The organism is Burkholderia sp. AU45274 (assembly GCF_030482505.1).
GTDB lineage: Bacteria > Pseudomonadota > Gammaproteobacteria > Burkholderiales > Burkholderiaceae > Burkholderia.
Genome location: NZ_JAUJQE010000003.1, coordinates 267,929 through 289,978, shown reverse-complemented (window position 1 = coordinate 289,978; position 22,050 = coordinate 267,929). Strand labels below are relative to the sequence as shown.

Genomic DNA, 22,050 nt, shown 5'->3' with positions numbered 1-22,050 from the left:
GGCTGCGCACGTTGCGCGTAATGTGGCGGAAAGGTTCCATCCGCACGACTGTTTCATCCGTCGAGCCAATCGCATCGATGCCTTGAGTTTCGTCATCCGCCGCGCTACATTGCCGCTCGCAGCATTCCGCACGGACTCCTGCGCATCCTGTAACGCGTACGTAAGGAATCCCCGATGGGGCAACAGGCGGAAGGCAACGACGACATTCCCGGCAATCCGGCCAGCCGCGACGCACTCGCGCCGGTCGCAGGCGCCGCCGCGTTGCTGGTCGCCACGCTCGGCGCGCTGGGCGCGGTCGACTTCCTCCCCGCCGACCTGCGCTGGTGCGCGCCGCTTGCCAGTGCCTGGTGCAACGTACTCGTGGTCGCGATCGGCGTGCTGCTCGCCGGCCGCGCGCGCCGCGATCCTCCCGAACTATCGGCCGCCACGCTGATCGGCGACTGGCTGCGCGATGCGTTCAGCCGCAAGCACGAGCCGGAGCAGGACGACAACCCGTGGCCGGCGATCGCCGCTGCGATCGACTGGCGGCCGTGGGCCGTTGCCGCGGGCGGCGTGCTCTCCGTCGCGCTGGCCGCGCTCGCGTGGCAGCCGCCATCGCCCGGGATGCTGGTGCGCGCGATGGCTGCGCCCGAGCCGACGCTCGCGGCCGGCGCGGCCTGCATCGTGCTCGCCTTCCTCACACTCGTCGCTGAACGCCACCATGCGGCGGCCGCCAGCCGTTCGGCGGTGTCCGCGTCGCTCACGCGGGTGCTGCGCGTCGCGCTCGTCACCGCGCTCGCGGGTGCGCTGGCCGCTGCAGGGTTCGCGTTCCGGCACCGCCCCGCAGACGGGCTCGTGCGGGCGGTCGCGCTGCTCAATGCTGCCGTCGCCGCCGAACTGGCGCTGCGCGGCGTGCTGTCGTGGTTTGCGGTGCCGCGCGGCGCCATCGTGCCGACCAGCGCGATCGCCGGGCTGCTGAGCCGGCGCCCGTCGCCGTTCGCGTCGCTCGGCGCCGAACTGCGCCATCGTTACGGCATCGACCTGCGGCAGAGCTGGGGCTGGCGCAGCTTCGTGCGGCTGCTGCCCGGCGCGCTCGCCACCACCGTCGCGTGTGCATGGCTGCTTACCGCCGTCGTCGTGCTGAACCCGGAGCAGCGCGCGGTCTATGAGCGCTTCGGCGCGCCGGTCGCCGTCTGGCAGCCGGGCCTGCACGTCGGCCTGCCCTGGCCGTTCGGGCGCGCGCGCATCGTCGACAACGGCGCGGTGCACCAGGTCGCGATCGCGGGCAACGTGAGCGACGGCGGCGCCGATACGTCGCCCGTGCCGGCCGATGGCCCGACACCCGAACGCCTCGACCGTCTTTGGGATGTGCCGCATCCGTGGGAAACCACCCAGGTGATCGCCGGCGCGAACGGCGACCGCCAGAACTTCCAGATCGTCAACGCCGACGTGCGGGTGGACTACCGGCTCGGCCCGACCGATGCCGACGCGCGCGCGGCGCTCTATCGCACGATCGACCCGGAAAGCACGGTGCGCACGAGCGCCAATCGCGAACTCGTGCACTACCTCGCGTCGCATACGCTCGAATCGCTGCTCGAAACCAATCAGGCCGCGATGGCCGGCCAGTTGAAGCGCGCGATCCAGCAGCAGCTCGACCGGCTGCAAAGCGGCGTCGACGTGATTGCGGTCGTGATCGAGAGCGTGCATCCGCCGACCGGCGCGGCCGCCGCGTTCCATGACGTGCAGGCCGCGCAGATCCGCGCGCAGGGCAGCGTCGCGCAGGCGCGCGGCTTCGCGGCCGGCCTGCTCGGCAACGCACAGCAGCAGGCGCTCGAACGGGTCGCGCACGCCGAAGCGCAGGCCGGCGACACGATGTCGTCGGCGCGCGTGCAGCAGATCGATTTCGACGCCGACCTGGTCGCATACCGGCTCGGCGGCCCCGCGTTTCCGTTCGAGTATTACCTCGACCGGCTGCAACGCGGCCTGCGCGACGCGCGCATGACGATCATCGACGACCGGCTGGCCGACGGCACGCGGGCGACCGTCGATCTTCGCAATACGCCTGCCGGCGATCTTGCCGGCATCCATTGACATGTCGCGGCGATTTCCGCACGGACGGCGCGACACGGCAACACGCCGTGTCGCCGCGCCGCACGCGGGCGACGCCGCACCCGGGGCGACATCGTGAGTTTGTTTCATTCGCACGCGCATGATCATGCGCACCACGGCCATCCTCATCACGCGCACCACGGTGCGCCGCAGCCGCCCGGCGCGTTCCGCCTGCGCGTGGCGGTCGCGGTGCTGTGCGTGCTCGTCGCGCTCGCGGTGGCGAGCTTCGTGCAGGTGCGTGCCGGCGAGGCGTCGGTGATCACGCGCTTCGGCCGACCGGTGCGCGTGCTGCTCGAACCCGGGCTCGCGTGGCGCCTGCCCGCGCCGATCGACGCGGTGACGCCCGTCGACCTGCGCCTGCACACCACGTCGAGCGGCCTGCAGGACGTCGGTACCCGCGACGGGCTGCGCATCATCGTCGAGGCCTACGTCGCGTGGCGCGTGCCGGCCGATGCGCGCGACATCGGGCGCTTCATGCGCGCGGTCGGCAACGAGCCGGACGAAGCGGCGCGGCAGATCCGCTCGCTCGTCGGCTCCGCGCTGCAGACGACGTCCGCCGGATACGATCTCGCGTCGCTCGTGAACACCGATCCGGCCCAGGTGAAGATCGGCGAGTTCGAAGATGCGCTGCGCCGGCAGATCGATGCGCAGCTCTATTCGGCTTATGGCGTGCGCGTCGCCCAGGTCGGGCTCGAACGGCTCACGCTGCCGGCCGTCACGCTCGCCGCGACCGTCGACCGGATGAGCGCGGAACGCGAGACGGTGGCCGCGCAGCGTACCGCGGAGGGCAATCGCGAGGCCGCGCAGATCCGTTCCGATGCCGAGCGCGACGCGCGCATCGCACTGGCCGATGCGAACGTGAAAGCGGCCGGCATCGAAGCGCAATCGCGCAAGGACGCGGCCGACATCTACGGCAAGAGCTATGCGGGCAACCCGCACCTGTACACGATGCTGCGTTCGCTCGACACGCTGAACACGGTGGTCGGCACCAATACGAACCTGATCCTGCGTACCGACGCCGCGCCGTTCCGCGTGCTCGTGCAGGGCCCGGGCGACGCGTCGGCGCAGGCCGCGCCGGCGCCCAAGGCACACAAGGCCGCGCGATGAGCGAGCCGTCCGCACCGCCGCTCGGGCCGGGCGCGCAGGCCGTGCGTCTGTCGTTCTGGTTCGTCGCCGCGCTCGCGGTGCTCGCCGCCTGCGCGTGGGCCGGCTCGAACATCCGGCGGATTCCGGCGGACAGCCGCGCGGTCGTGATGCGGTTCGGCGCGCTCGTGCGTACCCAGGACGCCGGGCTCGTGATCGCGTGGCCGCAGCCGTTCGAATCGGTCCTGCTCGTGCCGGGCGCCGCGCGCGTGCTCGAGCAGCGGATCCGCTCGCTCGACCGCGATCCGCGGGCGCTCGCGCCGTCCGCGAAGGGCGTCGCGCGGTTGCCCGACGCGCTCGCCGGTTCGGGCTACGTGCTGACGGGCGACGGCGGCGCGGTCGCGTTGAGCGCGGTGCTTTATTACCGGGTCAGCGATCCGTACGCGTACGTGCTGCAGCAGGCTCGCCTCGACGCGGCGCTCGAGCGGATCGTGTCCGCGTCGGCCGTCGAAGTTGCGGCGACCCGCGATCTCGACGCGATCCTGGTCGCGCGGCCCGAGCAACTGGCCGCCGACCGGCAGATGGCCGCGCGTCGCGAACGGTTGCGCGGCGATCTCGCCGATGCGATCGCGCGGCACCTGCGCGCACTCGACGCGGCGCACGCGGGGCTCGGCGTCGAAATCGCGCGCGTCGACGTGCAGCCCGCGTTTCCCGGAGCGGCCGCCGATGCGTTCAACGCGGTGCTGACGTCGCTGCAGGTCGCTGAACGGACCATCGCCGAAGCCCGCACCGCCGCCGAACAGCGGCGCCAGGATGCGCAGCAGGATGCCGACCGGATCGTGCAGGACGCGCAGGCCCACGCGGCCGAACGCGTCGCGACCGCGCAGACCGACACGCTGGACATCCGGCAACTCGACGCGACGCTTCGCGAGAACGGCGATCCGGGGCTGCTGGCGCGGCTGTATCGCGATCGCATGCAGCATGTGCTGTCGAAAGCCGGACGCGTGACGACGATCGATCCGCACGATACTTCCAACCTGATCCTGCCCGGAACCGCCCGATGAATTCGCTCGCCGAACCGGCCACGCAGCCGGACGCCGCGCCTGCCGGCACGACCGCCTACGCGCTGTCCTCCGACGAACGCCGCACGATCACGCGGCAGATCGCGCTGGCGCTGCTCGGGGGCGGCCTGCTCGTGCTGTCGTTCGCATGGCGCGTGCTGTCGGCCGGCGGCGACACGCTCGCGCAACTGCTCGCCGCGCTCGCGTCGCTGATCGTCGCGGGGCCGGTGTTCGCGAGCGCGTGGCACAGCCTGCGCGCGCCGAGCCTGCACGGCGTGACCGATCGCCTGATCGCGCTCGCGATGCTGGCCGCGTGGGCGATCGGCGACATGACGACAGCCGCGTTGCTGCCGATCGTGATGACCTTCGGCCATGCACTGGAAGAGCGCAGCGTGCTCGGTTCGCAGGAGGCGATCCGCGCGCTCGGCCGGCTGACGGCCGGCCGCGTGCGCCGTATCGGCACCGACGGCAGTGTCGTCGAAGTCGCGTACGACGCGCTGCGTGCGGGCGACCGCATCGAAGTGGTGGCCGGCGCGCGCATTCCGGTCGACGGCGTCGTCGTCGCGGGCACGTCGAGCGTCGACAATGGGCCGATCACCGGCGAATCCGTGCCGCACGACGTCGACGCAGGCAGCGCCGTGTATGGCGGCGCGCTGAACCTCGACGGCGTGCTGCGCATCGACGTCACGCACACGGGCAAGGATTCGACGCTCGGCAAGATCATCGCGCTGATGCAGCACGCGGAACAGGCGAAACCGCCCGTCACGCAAGTGCTCGAGCGGCACATGGGCGCATATCTCGCGCTCGTGCTGCTGATCGCGGCGATCGTCTGGTTCACGTCCTCGAATGCATCGGCGATGCTCGCGGTGATCGTGGCCGCGTGCCCGTGCGCGCTGGTGCTCGCCGCGCCGTCCACGGCCATTGCCGGGATCGCGGTCGGCGCGCGGCACGGCATCCTGTTTCGCAATGCCGCGTTCCTCGACAAGATCGCCGAAGTCGATTCGCTCGTGATCGACAAGACGGGCACGCTCACCCGCGGGGAATTGCACGTGCGGCAGGTGTGGCTGCAGCCGGGCGTTGACGGCGCGCAGGCGCGTGCGCTGGCCGCGCGGCTCGGCGAAAGCAGCGCGCATCCGGCGAGCCGCGCGCTCGTTCGCGATGCCGCCGCGTCAGGCCTGACCGGCGCTGCCGTTGCGCCGTTCGAGCGCACGCGGGAATTGCGCGGGCTCGGGGTCGTCGCCGACACGCCGGACGGCACGGCGGTACTCGGCCGGCCCACGCTGCTCGCCGACCATGCCGGTGACTTGCCGTCACCGCCGGAAGGATTCGACGGGCCGCTCGTCGGCCTCGTGCTCGACGGGCGGCTGCTCGCGTGGTTCGGTTTCGCGGATACCTTGCGGCCCGATGCGCGCGATGCGCTCGCCGAACTGCGGGCGCTGGGCCTTGCGCGGCAGACGCTGCTGACGGGTGACCGCGAGCGCGTCGCGAGCAAGGTCGCGGCCGAGACCGGCATCGAGACGGTGGTCGCGCAGGCGCTGCCGCACGACAAGCTCGACTATGTGATGCGCGAGATCGGTGCGGGCCTGCATCCGCTCGTCGTCGGCGACGGGCTGAACGACGTGCTGGCGATCAAGGCCGGCTCGACGAGCATCGCGATGGGCGAGCGTGGCGTCGACATCGCGATCGCATCGGCCGATGTCGTGCTGCTGGGCGACGACCTGAAGCGGATTCCGACCTGCATCCGCCTTGGCCGACAATGCCGTCGCACGGCGACGACCAATGCGGCGATCGGCCTCGCGTGGACGCTCGCGGTGATCGCGCTCGCCGCGACCGGCCTGCTCGGCGCGGTGTGGGCGGCGATCCTGCACAACGTTGGCACGTTCGTCGTGATTGCGAACGCCGGCCGGCTGCTGCGGATCGGCGAGGACGTTCACGGCGCGTGAGCGATGGAGGGGGCACGTCGTCGCCGTTCGCGGCCGTCACTGAAAGTGATGCACATACCGCAGCACCATCCGCGTGCCCTGCGGCCGGTTGCGCGCATAGGTTTCGAAGTACGCGTTGAACATCAGATGATCCTGCGGCGAGAAGCTATACATGGCCCCCGGGCCGATCGCGAACACGGCCTCCCGCGTGCCCGGCACGTCCTGCCCGTTTGTCTTCATGTCGGTGGTCTGGCGCAGCCAGTAGCCGTTGAGTCCCAGCCGCAGGCCGGGGCGCACTTCGTATTCGGTCGCGAAGTTCGCGTGGATCGCCTGGCCGGCCTGCGTCGACGTCACGTCCGGGCCGAGCGACGTGGCCGGCTGATGGTTGGTCGCGTTCCACAGATAATGCAGCCGCCACGACACGGTCCACTTGGGCGTGAGCCACAGCGTCGCTGCCCAGTACGGATCGAACGACCAGACATGGCTGCCGGGATTGATCGCCCGCGAAGGATCGTACGCGCCGGTCGGCGCGATGAACTGGAACTCCACGCGCTGCGCGAAGCGCGGGCCTTGCGCGCCCATCACCGGGTCGAACTGGATGAACGGGCCGATCAGCAGGTCGCCGAAGCCGGCGCGTGCATTCAGCGCGACGTTGCCGATGCCGTCGTCGGTTCGCGCGGACGCGATCCACGGCAGGATCACGTCGAGGCCGGGATGCATGCCCGCGAACGTCAGCGGCGACTGATAGACGAGCTGGCTCAGCCCTGCGAACAGGTCGATGTCCTGCTTCGGCAACCCGACCTTGTTGCCCGCATTGTCGTTGACGCGGCCGGCCGTGTAGTACTGCAGGTACTGCGTGCCGTACCAGCCGGAGCCGGCCGGCGGCATCCCGTCGAGGAAGCTGGTCATGCCGAGGTTGACCGCCGGCAGGTCGGCTGCGCCGGCCGGCGCGCTGGCGGCCATGCCGGCGATCGTGAGGCCTGCGACGACGAGCATGCGAGAGCCGAGTTTCATGTTCACCACCTCCTGGAATATTTATTTGTATAACTAATCAAATGGCGCGAAAAAGATCGGGATGATCGGCGATCGCGCGATACTGGCCCGCATGGAACACCAGCGGCGCACGGCCGAACGTGTCGAACTGTTCGATCTGGCCGATGAAGAGCAGGTGATCGCCGCCTTCGTAATGGCCGACGTTGCGGCACACGAAGCGCGCGCTCGCGCCGTCGAGGCAGGGCACGCCGCCGGTTTCCGAATCGACGTGAAGCACGCCGTCGAACTTGTCGGCGCTGGGCGTCGCGAAGCGGCGCGACAGCTCGATCTGGTCGTGCGCGAGGATGTTGATCGCGAAATGGGTGGCCGCGACGAAATCCGGGCGGCTCGGCGCGACCTTGCGCAGGCTCCACAGCACGAGCGGCGGATCGAGCGACAGCGACGAGAACGAATTGGCGGTGAGGCCCACCTTGCGTCCGTCGGCCGCGCACGTGGTGATCACGGTCACGCCGGTCGGGAATTGGCCGAACGCGGCGCGCAACTGCAGCGGGTCGAGGGCCGGGCGATCGGTAGCGGTCGTTTCCATGTCGGTCACTCCGTGCGTACGCTGTGTTCGCGGATCATCGCCGCGCAGGCCGACGGCTCGAACCACCACGGCGAGAAGCGGCGCGGATCGTCGAAGCCGTCGACAATCGCCGCGGCAAGCGACGGCAACCGGCCGGCCGCGCCGAGCAGTTCGAGGATGTGCGGCGGCGGTGGCGTGAGCAGCGAGTTGGTCCAGCGCACGACGTGCTGCGCATACGCCCAGTACCCTTCGAAGGTCTGCTGCATCCAGTCTTCACCGAACGGCGCGGCATCGCGCGCGACGATCGCATCGAAATACGCTTTCGCGCATTTCGCGGCGTTGTTCGATCCCTGGCCGGTGATCGGATCGTTGACGACCACCGCATCGGCCATCCCGAACACCGTGCGGCCCGACGGCAACCGGAAGAACGGCTTGCGCACCGTCGGCGTGAAGCGTCCGGCGAGCGTGCCGTTCGGATCGGTGAGCTCGACGTCGCGGCAGCGCTCGAATTCCCACGGTACGTACTGCTGCAGGAACGACAGGCTCCGGTCCAGATGCTGGTCGGGCGTCTTCACGTCGGCCCAGCAGTCGAGCAGGCCGCCCGGAATGCCTTCGAACACCATGATTTCGCACGGGCCCGTCGTGGTCAGCGCGGGAAACACGAAGTACTCGCCGATGCCCGGCAGCAGGTTGAAGCGCACGCGCGAATACGGCTGGCTCGGCGTCATCCCTTTCACGTAGGTGAGGGCCAGCGCGCGTTGCGGGCGGTCGAACGCGCTGCGCGTGTCGTCGCGGCCGAGCAGGTTGACGATCTCGCCCTTGCCGGCCGCGAGCAGCACGAGGTCGTGGCTGCGCGCCAGCTCCTCCAGTTCGGGCACGCCGATGTCGGCAATGCGCACGTCCGCGCCCCGGCGCTTCACGCGGTCGAGCCAATCGGCCATCTTCACGCGCTGGTCGACCGACTGCGCATAGCGCGTCAGCCGCGACGACCAGTCGATTACCTTGCGACCGTTGCCGTCCGGATGTGGCACCGCGATGCCGATCCCTTCGACGGACGGGCACGCTTCCTCCCAGCCGTTCAGGCCGAGATCGCGCTCGATCTGCAATGACGTGTGGAACATGCACTGGCTCGACATGACCTTGCCGGTGCGGATCTGTTCGGCGTCGCGGTTGGTCGCGAGCGTGACGTGGTAGCCCTGGTCGAGCAGGGCGAAGGCGAGTTGCAGGCCGGACTGGCCGGCGCCGACGATGGCGATGCGTCTCATGAGGTTGTCCTTGGTTGGCCGAATGCCGGCCGGGATCAAAACGATGGCGGGAAGCGGTGCTGAGGAACCGTCACTCCGCGAGACGCGGAATGGCCGGCACCGCCTGTTCGGGGCCCATCGCGGCATAGCCGCCATCCACCGCGTAGTCGGCGCCGGTCACGAAGCTCGCCGCGTCGCTGCACAGGAACGTCACGACCTGCGCGACCTCGGACGGATCGCCGACCCGGCCGAGCAGGTGGAACGGCGCGGCGACGCGATCGGTCTTCGCGCGGTCGCCGTGCGTCAGCTCGTCCATCACGCGCGACCACGTCCAGCCCGGCGACACCGAGTTGACGCGAATGCGGTCGGGCGCGAGATCCATCGCCATGCTGCGCGTGAGCTGGCGGATCGCCGCCTTGGATGTCGGGTACAGCCAGCGGCCGGTTTGCGCGCACTGGGCCGAGATCGAGCTGAAGTTCACGATCGCGCCGCCGCCGCGCCGGACCATCTGCGGATGCACGGCCTTCGCGAGCATCGCCGCCGACACGACGTTGACGTCCATCGCGGCGAGCCAGTCGTTGCGGGTCGCCTGGATGCCGTTGTCGACGTAGCTGCACGCGAGGTTGACGAGCACGTCGATCGCGCCGAACCGCTCGACGATGGCTGCGACCGCATGCTCGATCGCGCGATCGTCGGTGATGTCGAGCGCGACGAACATCGCCCGTTCGCCGAGCGAGTCGGCCACGCGCGCGCCGTTCTCCGCATCGAGATCGAGGATCGCGACGCACGCACCGGCGCGGCTCAGGTCCTGCGCGACCGCGGCGCCGATCAGCGTGGCGCCGCCGGTGACGATCGCGACTTTGCCAGCAAGGGCAGTCATGGGGTGTCTCCGGAAATCGTTGTGTGGGGGAAGGTGTTGTGTCAATGCGTGCCCGACGACGGCTCGCTGTCCTGCCAGCGGCGCATCAGCCCGTTCGACGGCACGGTTTCGTCGAGCAGCTTGCGGGCCGTTTCGACACCCGCGACCGGCAGGCCGGCCGGATCGAGCAGGCCGATCTGCACGAGCACGCTCGCCTGGTCCCAGTAGATGTGCTCGTGATAGAGCTTGTCGCCGCGAAACTTGACGATCGCGACGAGCGGAATCTCGACGCGCTTGCCGGTCGGCGCGACGCCCGGCAGCATCCAGTCGATCTCGGTGGTGTGCGTGAAGCAGAACAGCAGCTCGTCGACGATCTGGCTCGCGCCGACCGTGCGCGAGATCGGCGTGATCGTCGTGTCCGGCGGATTCGCATGCACGAAGTGATGCGTGTAGAAGCGCTTGAGTTCGTCGTAGCCGACGCCGCCCGTCAGCGTCGGAATATGGTTGACGTACGGTTCGGCAACCATCGTCGCCATTGTGGCGTCGACGTTGCGTGTGTCGAACTCGTGTTGGAGATGCGCTTCCCACAGTGTGGACAGGTCGTAGTGCGGGCCGAGCGCGGCACGGAACGCGGCGATCGCGCGCTGATGGGCCATGCTCGCGGCGGCCTTGTCGAAATGATCGCCGCCGGCGCGTGCGAACGCGTGATCGACCCCGGGATACACGTACACTTCGACGCCGTCGCGCCCGGCCAGCGCTCCAGCAATGCGCTGCTGCGCGTCGGGCGGGCAGAAGCGGTCCTGCCCCGCGATCTGCAGCACGAGCCGGCCGTGCAGGTGCGACGCCTCGTCGAGCGCGTGCTCGATGCCGACGCCGTAGTAGCTGACCGCCGCGGCCACGTCCGGCAGCCGGCACGCGGCGAGATACGCGAGCTTGCCGCCGAGACAGTAGCCGAGCACGCCGGTTCCGCCCGTGCATTCGGGAAGCTGCCTGAGCACGGCCAGCGTGGCGCCAACATCCTCGACACCCTTGTTCTCGTCGTATTCGCGGTAAAGGGCCATTGCGCGTTCGGCATCCGCTCCCGCATAGCCGAGTTCGATCCCCGGCGCCTGGCGCCAGAACAGGTCGGGCACGAGCACCGTGTAGCCTTCCTCCGCGTAGTAGTCGGCTGCTTCCCGCATCGTCGCGTTCGCGCCGAAGATCTCGTGGCACAGCACGATGCCCGGTCCCTTGCCGCCGGCCGGCGTGCTCAGGTAGGCGCGAAACGTGCCGCCGTCCGGCGACGGAATCTCGATGTGACGTCCTTGCATATGTCCCTCCATTCCAGTTTTTTGCTGCGACGGACCCAGTATTGGCGGACGAAATGGGCACTTCTATCCGCTTTCTTCGGCCGATATCCGCGAATTCCGGAAACCTGTTGCACCGGCCGCCGCGCATGGGCGGGCGCGCGGCTGACTGCGGGTATGTGCGGATGCGGAAGCCCCGCACAGTTTTCTACGATGCGCGAACGGCCCGCTTCTTGCGTCATGTATGCAGGACTTGCGCGCTTGGGCGGCCGGACTGTCCGGATACTCCGGGCGCTATCCGGATCGTGCGGCGGATGCCCCCACATCGGGAATGCATGCACGGCGCGAGTGCAATGGAGCATGACGGGAGAACAGCGATGGCGCAATTTTCCGGAACAGGCTGGTTGCCGGATACGGCCTGTTTCAATCACGACAACCTGCTGCTGCAGTCGAACGACGTCGACGAGGTGCGCGCACGCGTGGCCGACGTCTTCAAGCCGCACCGGCTCACGCCGACCGGCGAATCGCGCGCGCTGCACAGCTGCATGCATCACGCGCGCTGGGGCAACCTGTCGTTGAACCTGCTCGATTATGGCGGCGGCGTCAGCATCGAGCCCGGGCCGCTCGAGCACTTCTTCCTGTTGCAGATCCCGTTGCGCGGCGACGCGGAGATCGAGTGCGGCTCGGCGCGTTTCGTGTCGTCGCCGGGCACCGCGTCGTTGATCTCGCCGACGCTGCCGCTGAAGATGCGCTGGGGCGACGCGTGTCCGCAAGTCATCCTGCGTATCGAGCGCGAAGTGATGGAGCGCCACGCGCAGCGGCATTTCGGCGACGACCGGCGCGCGCCGGTCGAATTCGAGCCGGCATTCAGCCTGTCGTCGGCGCAGGGCGCGTGTCTGATGCAGATACTGCCGATCCTCGCCGGCGCGATCGCGACGGACGCGCATCCGCTGCGTCATCCGCTCGCGTTCGAGCAGCTCGAATCGACGCTGCTCAACCTGCTGCTGCACGGCCACCCGAACAGCGCACGCAACGGCACGCGGCACCTGCCGGTGGCGATTGCGCCGTTCTATGTGCGGCGCGTCGAGGACTACGTCCGCGCGCATCTCGACGAGCCGCTGACGATCGAACGGCTCGCCGAACTCGCCGGCGTCAGCCCGAGCACGCTGTTCGCCGGCTTTCGTCATCGCCACGGCACCACGCCGATGGGCTTCGTGCGGCAGTTGCGGCTGCAACATGTGCGCGAGGAATTGCTGGCCGACGCGTCGCCGGGGCTCGCGTCGGTGACGGACATCGCGCTGAAATGGGGTTTCGCACACCTCGGGCGGTTCGCGATCGAGTACAAGCGGGCGTTCGGCGAGTCGCCGTCGGCGACGCTCAGGATGCGGCGCGGGCGCGCCTAGCGGCTCAGGCGGCAGGCCGCTCCCGCTACGACAGCGACACGCCCCAGACTGCCGTCACGTCCCCGCCGAGCCGCCATTCGGTGAACGGGCGGCGCGGTGCGATGATCGCCGGCAGCCGCGCGTCGTGAAAGCGCGCGTAGTACGGCTCGACCCAGCTCAGTTCATCGCGGAACGTCCACGGAAACAGGTCCTGCCTGACCGGCGTGATGGCCGTGAAGCTGGCGGGATCGTCGACCGCGTTGATGACCAGGTTCGCCAGGCGGCCGATCGCGCCGTCGTTTTCCCGATAGAGATCGATATGGCGCCGCTGCACGAGTTCCGCCGCGAACACGAGCGGGAGCAGCGCGAACGTGTGATAGTGCAGCGCGCGGTTGCCGCGTTTGACTTCCCGTGCCAGCGAACCGTCGGGGCCGATGTCGCGGATGCCTTCGCGTACCCGCAGCAGCCCCGAATCGACGAGGCTCGCGTTGCCGGTCACAGTGCCGATGGCGATCAGGTCGAGTCCGGCCCAGTACACGAGGTTGTTGTGCAGGTGGTTGATCGCTTGCGCATCGCGGGTGGCGGTCGCGATACGTTCGAGCCACGGATCGATCGCGTCGAACCGGGCGCGGTTCGCGTCGCGCACGTCGCGCGGCATGCGCAGGATCACCATCGCGAAGTCGGTGCCGGCCCAGGAGCGCTCGTAGTCGCCCTGGTAACCGGTGATCCGGCCCATCAGCGCGTCGGCCCGCGCCCAGCTTTCCAGCAGGCTCACCGCGCATGACCAGTCCCCTTTGTCCGCCGACGCATTGAGCCGTGAAATGAAATCGCGCATCGGCTTCACGGCGCGCGCATAGCCGGCGGCGTCGTCATAGTAGCCGGGCGGATCGATCGTCGTGACGGCCGCCGGGACCTCACAGGCGCCGGCCGGCGGCATGGCCCAGCAAAGTGCGCTCACCGCGAGCCACGCGGCGAACAGGGGGCGAGTCGACAGGCGGCGCATACGGTCCTCGGTGGTGACGTGACGATGACGTGGCAAACACGGAAGCCGAACCGGGGGCGGACAACCTCGCGACGCAGGACGCGCGCGTCCGCCAAGGCACGACGAACCCCGTTGATGCGCGCGGGCCGTGCAGCCCGCGGCCGCTTCCCGTCGCGCACGCAGTCTAGCGTCCCCGTCTTTCATCCGCCTTGCCCGGCGCCGGCCGACGACGCATTTTTTTGAGACTGCGCCCTATTCGCCCGGTATCATCGCTGCGCTCGCGACCGACGCCATGGGCCAGTGCATGCCGACTCGCGCGCAACCTGCATCGCCAAGAAGACAACACAGGGCGGACGCCGACGGCGCGTCGCGCCGCGATCGGGCCGAATCGGCCACCAGCACGACGGAGCAAGGAACGATGGTAACGGGGACGGGTGCGGCGCGACGCGCGAGGGCGATCGCGGCCGGAAGCGCGTGGGTCGTGGCGGCGGCGGGCGGCGCACACGCGCAGGCATCGGGTGCGGCAGTCACGCCGCCGGCCGGCGCGGCGGCGGCCGTGCTGCCGACGATCGACGTGACCGGGAAGGCCGACGGCGCGTCGAGCGGGCTCGTCGGGCTGCGCACCACGGCCGGCACGAAGACCGACACGCCGGTGGCCGAGATCCCGCAAACGGTCAATCTCGTGACCGCGCAGCAGATCGAGATGACCGGCGCGACCGACCTGAACCAGACGCTGCGCTACGTGCCGGGATTCGCGACGTTCGGCGCCGACAGCCGCACCGACTGGTATGCGGCGCTGCGCGGCTTCACGCCGACGCTGTACGTCGACGGCGTCGCCGCGCCGAATACGGCCGTGATCGCGAACTGGCGCGTCGACCCGTACACGATCGACTCGATCGCCGTGCTGCGCGGGCCGACCTCGGTGCTGTACGGCGCGGGCGAGCCCGGCGCGATCGTCGATGCGCACACGAAGCTCGCCGACGGCGAGCGCGTCCGCGAAGCCGGCGTGCAGATCGGCAACGACGCGCGCAAGCAATTCATGCTCGATGTCGGCGATACGCTCGATCCGGACGGCCGCTATGCGTACCGCTTCGTCGGCGTGGCGCGCGACGGCAACGCGGTCACCGGCCCGAACGGCGACCGGCGCGTCGCGCTGGCGCCGTCGTTCCGATGGCGGCCGACCGCCGATACGTCGCTGACGCTATCGGCGACGTTCCTGCAGGACGGCAGCGATATTTCGTCGAACTTCCTACCGGCGTCGGGCACCGTGTTGCCGAACCCGAATGGCCGGCTGTCGCAGGACATCTACATGGGCGCCCCCGGCTTCAACGACTACCGGAAGAAGCAGTGGTCGCTCGGCTACGCGCTGGAGCACCGCGTGAATGCGATCTGGTCGCTGCACCAGGACGTGCGCTGGTCGCACCTGTCGCTCGACGACGCGACGGTGTTCGGTATCGGCTACGTGCCCCGCAGCAGCACCAACATGATGCGTTATGCGGGGCTGTTCCAGCTCAACTACAGCCGGTTCGACATCGACAACCACGCGCAGGCGCGCTTCGGCACGGGGCCGCTCGAACATACGCTGCTGCTCGGCGCGCAATATGACCGGCAGACGACGACCAACAGCGTGTGGCTCGCGCTGGCGCCGTCGCTCAACCTGTATCACCCCGTCTACCGGCCCGTCACGGACGCGATTTTCTCCGGCCCGACGTCGCTCGGCCACGTCGACCAGTACACGGCGATGAACACGTTCGGCGTGTATGCGCAGGACCAGATCCGCTGGCGGCGCTGGACGCTGACGCTCGGCGGCCGCGAGGATTTCGTCAATGCGCGGTTCGACGACCGGACGGCCGGCACGCAGGCGCGGCAGGACGTCAGTGCGTTCTCCGGGCGCGTCGGGCTCACCTATCAGGGCGACGCCGCGCTGTCGCCGTACGTGAGCTATTCGACGTCGTTCGATCCCGTCATCGGCGTGAGGATGGTCGGCGGCGGCTTGCCGAAGCCGACACGCGGCAAGCAGACGGAAGCCGGGTTGCGCTGGCAGCCGCCCGGCAAGAACCTGCTGTTGAGTGCGGCCGTCTACCAGATCGACCAGACCAACGTCGCGACGCCGACACCGGTGAGTCTCGACCCGACCGGCACGACGTCCGTGCAGACCGGCAAGGTGCGCTCGCGCGGGATCGAGCTGAGCGCGGTCGGCAAGGTCACCCGCGAGTTGTCGGTCGTCGCGTCGTATGTGTATCAGGACGTCAGGAACGTGCAGGCGAACGACGCGTCTCTGAACCACTGGCCGGTGGCGGTGCCGCTGCCGCGGCAGATGGCGTCGATGTGGGCCGACTGGACCTGGCGCACGGGTATCCTGTCGGGCCTCGGGGTCGGCGGCGGCGTGCGCTACCAGAGCGCGTCGGCCGGCGCACCCGACAACTCGCTGACCGTGCCGAGCGTGACGCTGGTTGACCTGGCGCTGCACTACGAGATGCCGCACTGGCGATTCGGGCTGAATGTCGCGAACCTGTTCGATCGCAGCTATGTGAGCGGTTGCCAGTCGTACGCCGTCTGCGTGTTCGGCAACGAGCGAACCGTGCTGGCCACCGCGAAATACAACTGGTAGGCGCGAACGCGCGCAGCGGGCCTACGCGTCGCGTTGCGGCTCCCGGCGCACGGCGCGTTCGCCGGCGTGACGCTGGCGCCGCCACGCGGTCGGCGTGAGGCCGAAACGTTCGCGGAATGCGGTCGCGAAATTCGCCGGCGTGGAAAAGCCGATCTCCTTCGCGATGCTGGCAATGCTGAGCGATGTCGAATCCAGCAAGTCCTGCGCGATCCGCAGCCGCTCGTGCCGCAAGTACTCGAATACCGTCTGGCCGAGGTTGTCGCGAAACGCGCGTGACAGCCGCTTTTCGTGCGTGCCGACCGCGCGGGCCAGCTGCTCCACCGTCGGCGGATCGTTCAGCGTCCGTGCCAGGTGGCGGATCGCCGCGCGCACGATGATGTCGTCGTCCTTGCCGGCCACGAACGGGCTTTCCGTGTCGACGGGCCGCTCGCGCTTCTCGCGCGCCAGCTGCACGCGAATCCGCGCAAGCACTTCCGCGGGCTCGAACGGCTTGACCACATAGTCGACGCAGCCGATGTCGAACCCCTCGAGGCGCTCGTGCAACGCGCCGGCCACGGTCAGGAAAATCACCGGAATCGCGCACGTCAGCGGATCAGCGGCAAGCAGCCGGCATGCGGTGAAGCCGTCCATGCGCGGCATGCGGACATCCATCAGGATCAGGTCGGGCATGAGCGCCTGCGCGCGCTGGCACGCCTGCAGCCCGTCGGACGCAATGCTGATCCGGCACCCCGTGCCGCGCAGGATGTCGATCAGCAAGCGAAGCTGGTCGGGCTGATCGTCGACGATCAGGATATGGGCGTCGCCCAATGCGGAGATCGATGGATGCATCGTGCACCTGTTCTGGAATGACTGCTGGCTGCGTTCCTGCGGGTGGCCGGCCCGGTTCGGATCAATCGTCGGAAGCTGCTCGATGGCGACGTACAAGCGCATCGACATTCGAATTTCGCCCCGCTACACGACGGACAACCGGTCGGCGTAATGCCTTGCATGGCGGGTTTTGATCACTGACCCGGTAAAGGCGCGGAGCGTTGCCGGCGTCGCGCGCTGAAAAGTGCGCGACTGCCGGTATCGATGCGAGGCGAATTGTAGGGGCATATTTCAATTCTTGCCAGACGCATTGACTCTATCTGCTTCAATCCGTTTTTCAGCTGCTTCAGCTTGTATGGTGATTCGTGTTTGGCGTGCGGCATACCGGTGCCTGTCCATTTCCGCCATTTTCATTTGGTGCCGCCACGTGCGGTCGCGTAGTTCAGAAATATTTTTTGGGAAATCTTTTGAGGAATTTTTCTTTAATCCGCCTCAGCAAAGATTTTATCCTCCCGACAAAACATCTCGATTAATTTAGATGGCGCGAAATCGTTTGCGAGATGCGCGTTTTTAGCGCAACTATTTGAATATATTGAATTTTACAATCTATAAAGAATGCCACCTTCAATAATTTTAATTCGTGTCTCATAATTCGTCCGAACTTTGAGTGCAGGGTTGCACCGAGCAACGCAAGGCACGGCGGATTGTGACGGACGTTGCGCGATTCGGGTCCGAGGCATCAATTGATGTGACTCCGAGCGCATGTCCGTTGCGCGCAAGCGAAAATCCGGTTGCCGTGGATGAAATAAAAGAAGCGGGGTGGGTCGCGGTCAGCGCGACATCAAATCAGGGGTGTCCATAACGGCGGATTGAATCTCCGGATTCAGTCGCTGGGAGAATTCGCCCATATAAAACGATATGCATTCCTAATGAATCACCAGGATTAACGGAACGGGCCGTCACACGAACGACGGGCCCGCACTTTCGAACGTCCCGTCGCCACGGGCGGACGATGCGCGCCGTCTTCGGCACGCTCGAGCCGGGCACGGGCATCGGGTTCCGCACTGAAGTCGTAATCGCAATCGCAGTCGCAGCTGAAGTCTTCAACAAAACTAAGTAGTCCGTATTCAAACCAAACGCTACAAAACGGAGCAGAAGACCATGAAGAGGAAGCAGATTTCGGCGCTTGCCGCCGCCATGTTCACGGGTGCAGGTGTGCTGATCTCGGGCGCCGCGCATGCGGACAATTTCGTCGATCGCGGCAACCCGGACAACGCGCTGAGCGGTCAGTGCATCGACGGCACGAACCCGTTGTGCGTCGCGACCAAGAGCGGGAGCTACGTGGCGGTAAGCACGGCAAACGTCAAGATGGGCACGAACGCCAAGGCCGGCACCAGCGGCATCGCGATCGGCGACCAGTCGAACGCAAGCAGCAATGGCGGCACCAGCAGCGGCGGCGCGATCGCGGTCGGCGTCGGCGCGCAGGCGCTGGCGAACTCGGCCACGGCCATCGGCACGGTAGCCGTCGCGCAAGGCAACACGGCGCTCGCCATCGGCCGCCAGTCGGCCGCGGTCGGCGATTTCTCGATGGCGCTCGGCAACGTCGCCGATGCGCACGGCACGAGCTCGATCGCACTGGGCCACTCGGCGCTGGCCAGCGGCGATCGTTCGGTCGCGATCGGCGGCGCCAACCCGACGTCGAGCGACGGCGTGTCGGCCGGCGCGTCGTATGACGCGGCCACCCAGACGCGCGCCGCCGGCACGCAATCCGTCGCGATCGGTGCAGGCGCGCAGACGAACGACAACAACCAGGTGGCGATCGGGTCGGGCAGCGTCGGTGCGAACAATGGCGGCACGCCGGTGTTCGGCGGCACGGCCGCGCCGGTCGGCGGCGCGGTGTCGTTCGGCGCGATCGGCAACGAGCGCCAGCTCAAGAACGTCGCGGCAGGCGCGGCCGATACGGACGCCGTCAACGTCCAGCAGCTGAAGAACGTGAACGGCACGCTCAGCACGAGCATCGCCACGGTCGACGCGCGCGTGACGTCGGTCGGCAATTCGCTGTCGACCACGATCTCGAACGTCGACCAGCGCGTGACCAACGTGGGCAACAGCCTCAGCACCAGCATCGTGACCGCAACGAAGAACGTCGTGAAATACACCGACGATTCGCATGCGGCGATCGCACTCGACGGCGCCAACGGCACGACGATCAACGGCGTCGCGGCCGGCGTCGCCGACACCGATGCGGTCAACGTCGGCCAGCTGAAGGGCAGCGTCGCGCCGCTGCAGACGTCCATCTCGACGGCGGCGTCGAACATCGCGAACCTGCAGGCCAGCGTCACCGGCATCAACACGTCGCTGAGCACGGCAACCACGAACATCAGCAACCTGCAGGCGGCCGATGCACGCAACGTGAAGTACGACGGGCAGAGCGGCTTCGACTCGGTGACGTTTGCCGGCACGAACGGCACGACGCTGCACAACGTCGCGGCCGGTGTCGCGAATACCGACGCCGTGAACGTCGGCCAACTGAACGGCGGCCTGTCGTCGCTCAGCACGAGCGTGACGAACAACATCAGCACGACGCTCGGCAACCTGAGCACGTCGATCACGAACCAGATCGGCAACGCGACGAAGAACGCCGTGCAGTACGACGATGATGCGCACGGCGGCGTGACGCTCGGCGGCAAGGGCGCGCAGTCGCCGGTCGGCCTGCACAACGTGGCGGACGGCATTGCCGCGGGCGACGCCGTGAACGTCGGTCAGCTCGGCAAGGCCACCGACACGCTGAACCAGTCGATCACGACCGTCGGCAACAACGTGACGACGCTCGGCAACCAGGTGACGACGAACACGGGCAACATCGCCGCGCTTCAGCAGGATGCGCTGCTGTGGAACACGAACCTCGGCGCATACGACGCGAGCCACGGCGGCAACGGCCCGCAACGCATCGGCAACGTCGCGGCCGGCAAGAACGGCACGGACGCGGTCAACGTCGACCAGTTGAACGCGGCAATTCAGGACGGCACGAGCCAGCTCGATGCGCTCGCAGTGAAGTACGACGACGCGAGCAAGAAGCAGGTTTCGCTCGGTGCAGGCAACGGCGGGAGCCCGGTGCGACTGACCAATATCGCGGAAGGCAACGTCGCGGCCGGCAGCACCGACGCGGTGAACGGCGCGCAACTGCGCCGCACGACCGACGGCACCGCAGCCGCGCTGGGCGGCGGTGCAACGGCGAATCCGGACGGCTCGATCAGCGCGCCGGCCTATAAAGTCGGCGGCGGCTCGTTCAACAACGTCGGCGACGCACTCACGAACCTCGACGGCCGGGTCGGCAGCAACGCGACGACGCTCGAGAATCACGAAACGCGCATCGGCAACGCCGAAACGAACATCGCCGGCAACACGGCCGCGATCGCCGGGCTGCAACAGGACGCGCTCCAGTTCGACCCGAAGGCCGGCGCCTACAACGCGGCGCGCAGCGGCGCACCGACGAAGCTGACGAACGTGGCCGACGGCAACATCGCCGCGGGCAGCACGGACGCGGTGAACGGCGGCCAGTTGTCGGGCGTGAAGTCGTCGCTCGAACAGCAGATCACGCAGGTGGCCAACCAGGCGGGCGAGGCCGTGAAGAACGTCGTCAAGTACGATGTCGACACGAACGGCAACCGGCTGAATTCGGTTTCGCTGATCGGCGGCGACACGAATGCGGCCGTCGTGCTGAAGAACGTCGCCGCGGGCACCGACGATACGGACGCGGTGAACGTGAAGCAGCTGAAGGGCGTGCAGTCGAGTCTCAACCAGCTCGGCGCGCTCGCGGTGCAGTACGACGACAGCTCGAAGAACTCGATCACCCTCGGCGGCGCCGGCGGCACGCGCATCACCAACGTGCAGGCGGGGACGCTCAGCGCAACCAGCACGGACGCGGTGAACGGCTCGCAGCTCTACGCGACCAACCAGCAGGTCGCGAAGAACACGACCGACATCACGAACCTGCAGGGGAACGTGACCAACATCGCGAACGGCAAGGCCGGCCTCGTGCAGCAGCAGGATCCGAACGGCGCGATCACGGTCGGGAAGGACACCGGCGGCACCAGCGTGAACTTCTCCGGCACGTCGGGCGACCGCGTGCTGACCGGTGTCGCGGCGGGCGTGAACAACAACGACGCGGTCAACATGGGCCAGTTCAACAATGCGCTGAAGAACGTCGCGGCCAACGACCAGATCCGCGCGGCGGCGACCGATGCGAACACCACGTGGATCGCGCGAGCCGATGCGGGTGCGATCGGGTCGACGGCGACGGCAACCGGCAAGAACGCGGTGGCGGTCGGCCAGGGCTCCGTCGCCGATCGCGACAATTCGTTCTCGGTCGGCGCGAAGGGCAGCGAGCGCCAGGTCACGAACGTCGCGGCCGGCACCGCGCCGACCGACGCGGTGAACGTGCAGCAGCTGAACGACAACCTGTCGGCCGCGTCGAATCAGGCGAAGGGCTACACCGACCAGCGCATCGGCCAGGTGTACAACTCGTTCAACGACCTGAAGAAGGACATGTACGGCGGCGTGGCATCGGCCATGGCCGTGGCCGGCCTGCCGCAACCGACGGGCGCGGGCCGCTCGATGGTCTCGGCGGCGACGTCGAACTATCACGGCCAGCAGGGTTTCGCCGCCGGGTACTCGTACGTGACGGAAAGCAACCGCTGGGTCGTCAAGGCGTCGGTGACGGGCAACACGCGTTCGGACTTCGGCGCGGTGGTGGGCGCGGGTTACCAGTTCTGACGTCATCCGTGCAGCACCGATTGACCGGTGGTGCCGGGCAGCGGTCGTGATGTCCGGCATTGGCGGGAAATCCGTGGCCCGGGGTGGGTTTGTCACCCTCGGGCCATCGACGCTTGATGCGTCACGCAAAGCGACAGGGATGCGCCGAGCGCGTGTGGCAGTCCCTGCCGTTTGCCTTGCGCCCGGGGCTCACACGGCAAACACAGCGAAACGAGGGTGTTCGGGCCCATCCCGGCCAAATGCGAATAGCGCGATCCACGGCGATCGCAACGGCGCCCCGGCCCCCGGTTTCATGCGGGTTCGCGGGCGGTCCGGACGTGCCACGAATGCGAGTTGTCGAACGTGAGCGCCGGCTCGTATTCTGAATGCGTCGGGCGGAACGGCATGGGGC

14 protein-coding genes are annotated in these 22,050 nt (G+C 68.2%); 7 read left to right on the top strand and 7 right to left on the bottom strand.

From position 1 onward, the window contains the following. The first annotated feature begins 174 nt into the window (after positions 1-174). The 4 genes from hflK (QZM35_RS14110) to QZM35_RS14095 all read left to right on the top strand — a co-directional run bounded on the left by hflK (QZM35_RS14110) (position 175) and on the right by QZM35_RS14095 (position 6,175). Positions 175-2,070 (top strand): protease modulator HflK, encoded by a 1,896-nt coding sequence (gene hflK, locus QZM35_RS14110; RefSeq protein WP_301776177.1) that lies wholly within the window; start codon positions 175-177, stop codon positions 2,068-2,070. Between the two features lie 93 nt (positions 2,071-2,163). Beyond that, positions 2,164-3,195, top strand: a complete 1,032-nt coding sequence (gene hflC / locus QZM35_RS14105) for a protease modulator HflC (RefSeq protein ID WP_089429712.1) — start codon at positions 2,164-2,166, stop codon at positions 3,193-3,195. Continuing rightward, entirely contained in the window at positions 3,192-4,235 is a 1,044-nt protein-coding gene (gene hflK, locus QZM35_RS14100) for a protease modulator HflK (RefSeq protein WP_089433724.1), read from the top strand. Before hflC ends, hflK (QZM35_RS14100) begins: the two co-directional genes overlap by 4 nt. Next, entirely contained in the window at positions 4,232-6,175 is a 1,944-nt protein-coding gene (locus QZM35_RS14095) for a cation-translocating P-type ATPase (RefSeq protein ID WP_301776176.1), read from the top strand. Before hflK (QZM35_RS14100) ends, QZM35_RS14095 begins: the two co-directional genes overlap by 4 nt. Positions 6,176-6,211: 36 nt before the next feature. On the opposite strand, the gene QZM35_RS14090 is transcribed toward QZM35_RS14095, so the two are convergent. The 5 genes from QZM35_RS14090 to QZM35_RS14070 all read right to left on the bottom strand — a co-directional run bounded on the left by QZM35_RS14090 (position 6,212) and on the right by QZM35_RS14070 (position 11,125). Continuing rightward, positions 6,212-7,168 carry a transporter gene (locus tag QZM35_RS14090; RefSeq protein ID WP_174970587.1) on the bottom strand — a complete coding sequence of 319 codons (957 nt, stop codon included), beginning with the start codon at positions 7,166-7,168 and terminating at the stop codon, positions 6,212-6,214. A gap of 37 nt (positions 7,169-7,205) precedes the next feature. Beyond that, complete coding sequence (locus QZM35_RS14085; RefSeq protein ID WP_089444296.1) at positions 7,206-7,733, bottom strand: flavin reductase family protein; 528 nt, start codon at positions 7,731-7,733, stop codon at positions 7,206-7,208. Positions 7,734-7,738: 5 nt separating this feature from the next. Beyond that, a complete protein-coding gene (locus tag QZM35_RS14080) occupies positions 7,739-8,977 on the bottom strand; it encodes a styrene monooxygenase/indole monooxygenase family protein (protein WP_301776175.1) in 1,239 nt (412 codons plus the stop codon). A 70-nt stretch (positions 8,978-9,047) separates the two neighbouring features. Continuing rightward, positions 9,048-9,836 (bottom strand): SDR family oxidoreductase, encoded by a 789-nt coding sequence (locus QZM35_RS14075; protein WP_089429707.1) that lies wholly within the window; start codon positions 9,834-9,836, stop codon positions 9,048-9,050. A gap of 41 nt (positions 9,837-9,877) precedes the next feature. Further along, complete coding sequence (locus tag QZM35_RS14070) at positions 9,878-11,125, bottom strand: dienelactone hydrolase family protein (protein ID WP_174970593.1); 1,248 nt, start codon at positions 11,123-11,125, stop codon at positions 9,878-9,880. A 353-nt stretch (positions 11,126-11,478) separates the two neighbouring features. Here QZM35_RS14070 and QZM35_RS14065 point away from each other — a divergent pair, with 353 nt between their 5' ends. Further along, entirely contained in the window at positions 11,479-12,504 is a 1,026-nt protein-coding gene (locus tag QZM35_RS14065; protein ID WP_301776174.1) for an AraC family transcriptional regulator, read from the top strand. A 25-nt stretch (positions 12,505-12,529) separates the two neighbouring features. Here the strand turns inward: QZM35_RS14065 and QZM35_RS14060 are convergent, their stop codons facing one another. Beyond that, positions 12,530-13,486 carry a mannuronate-specific alginate lyase gene (locus QZM35_RS14060; protein ID WP_174970596.1) on the bottom strand — a complete coding sequence of 319 codons (957 nt, stop codon included), beginning with the start codon at positions 13,484-13,486 and terminating at the stop codon, positions 12,530-12,532. 397 nt (positions 13,487-13,883) lie between these two features. On the opposite strand from QZM35_RS14060, the gene QZM35_RS14055 reads away from it, so the two are divergent. Next, the gene (locus QZM35_RS14055) at positions 13,884-16,076 is read left to right on the top strand and encodes a TonB-dependent siderophore receptor (RefSeq protein WP_301776173.1); all 2,193 of its coding nucleotides are present in this window, start codon (positions 13,884-13,886) and stop codon (positions 16,074-16,076) included. A 21-nt stretch (positions 16,077-16,097) separates the two neighbouring features. On the opposite strand, the gene QZM35_RS14050 is transcribed toward QZM35_RS14055, so the two are convergent. Next, positions 16,098-16,904: a response regulator gene (locus QZM35_RS14050; RefSeq protein WP_301776172.1), complete on the bottom strand. Its 807-nt coding sequence runs from the start codon at positions 16,902-16,904 to the stop codon at positions 16,098-16,100. A 1,140-nt stretch (positions 16,905-18,044) separates the two neighbouring features. Between QZM35_RS14050 and QZM35_RS14045 the strand changes: the two genes are divergently transcribed. Continuing rightward, positions 18,045-21,659, top strand: a complete 3,615-nt coding sequence (locus tag QZM35_RS14045) for a YadA-like family protein (protein WP_301776171.1) — start codon at positions 18,045-18,047, stop codon at positions 21,657-21,659. Positions 21,660-22,050: the final 391 nt, after the last annotated feature.

Bases quoted from the DNA above. Each gene is read 5' to 3' on its own strand.
- QZM35_RS14045 (WP_301776171.1), top strand. From the start codon at position 18,045: ATGAAGAGGAAGCAGATTTCGGCGCTTGCCGCCGCCATGTTCACGGGT.
- QZM35_RS14065 (WP_301776174.1), top strand. From the start codon at position 11,479: ATGGCGCAATTTTCCGGAACAGGCTGGTTGCCGGATACGGCCTGTTTC.
- QZM35_RS14090 (WP_174970587.1), bottom strand. From the start codon at position 7,168: ATGAAACTCGGCTCTCGCATGCTCGTCGTCGCAGGCCTCACGATCGCC.
- QZM35_RS14080 (WP_301776175.1), bottom strand. From the start codon at position 8,977: ATGAGACGCATCGCCATCGTCGGCGCCGGCCAGTCCGGCCTGCAACTC.
- hflK (WP_301776177.1), top strand. From the start codon at position 175: ATGGGGCAACAGGCGGAAGGCAACGACGACATTCCCGGCAATCCGGCC.
- QZM35_RS14050 (WP_301776172.1), bottom strand. From the start codon at position 16,904: ATGCATCCATCGATCTCCGCATTGGGCGACGCCCATATCCTGATCGTC.
- QZM35_RS14055 (WP_301776173.1), top strand. From the start codon at position 13,884: ATGGTAACGGGGACGGGTGCGGCGCGACGCGCGAGGGCGATCGCGGCC.
- QZM35_RS14085 (WP_089444296.1), bottom strand. From the start codon at position 7,733: ATGGAAACGACCGCTACCGATCGCCCGGCCCTCGACCCGCTGCAGTTG.
- QZM35_RS14060 (WP_174970596.1), bottom strand. From the start codon at position 13,486: ATGCGCCGCCTGTCGACTCGCCCCCTGTTCGCCGCGTGGCTCGCGGTG.
- QZM35_RS14075 (WP_089429707.1), bottom strand. From the start codon at position 9,836: ATGACTGCCCTTGCTGGCAAAGTCGCGATCGTCACCGGCGGCGCCACG.
- QZM35_RS14070 (WP_174970593.1), bottom strand. From the start codon at position 11,125: ATGCAAGGACGTCACATCGAGATTCCGTCGCCGGACGGCGGCACGTTT.
- QZM35_RS14095 (WP_301776176.1), top strand. From the start codon at position 4,232: ATGAATTCGCTCGCCGAACCGGCCACGCAGCCGGACGCCGCGCCTGCC.
- hflK (WP_089433724.1), top strand. From the start codon at position 3,192: ATGAGCGAGCCGTCCGCACCGCCGCTCGGGCCGGGCGCGCAGGCCGTG.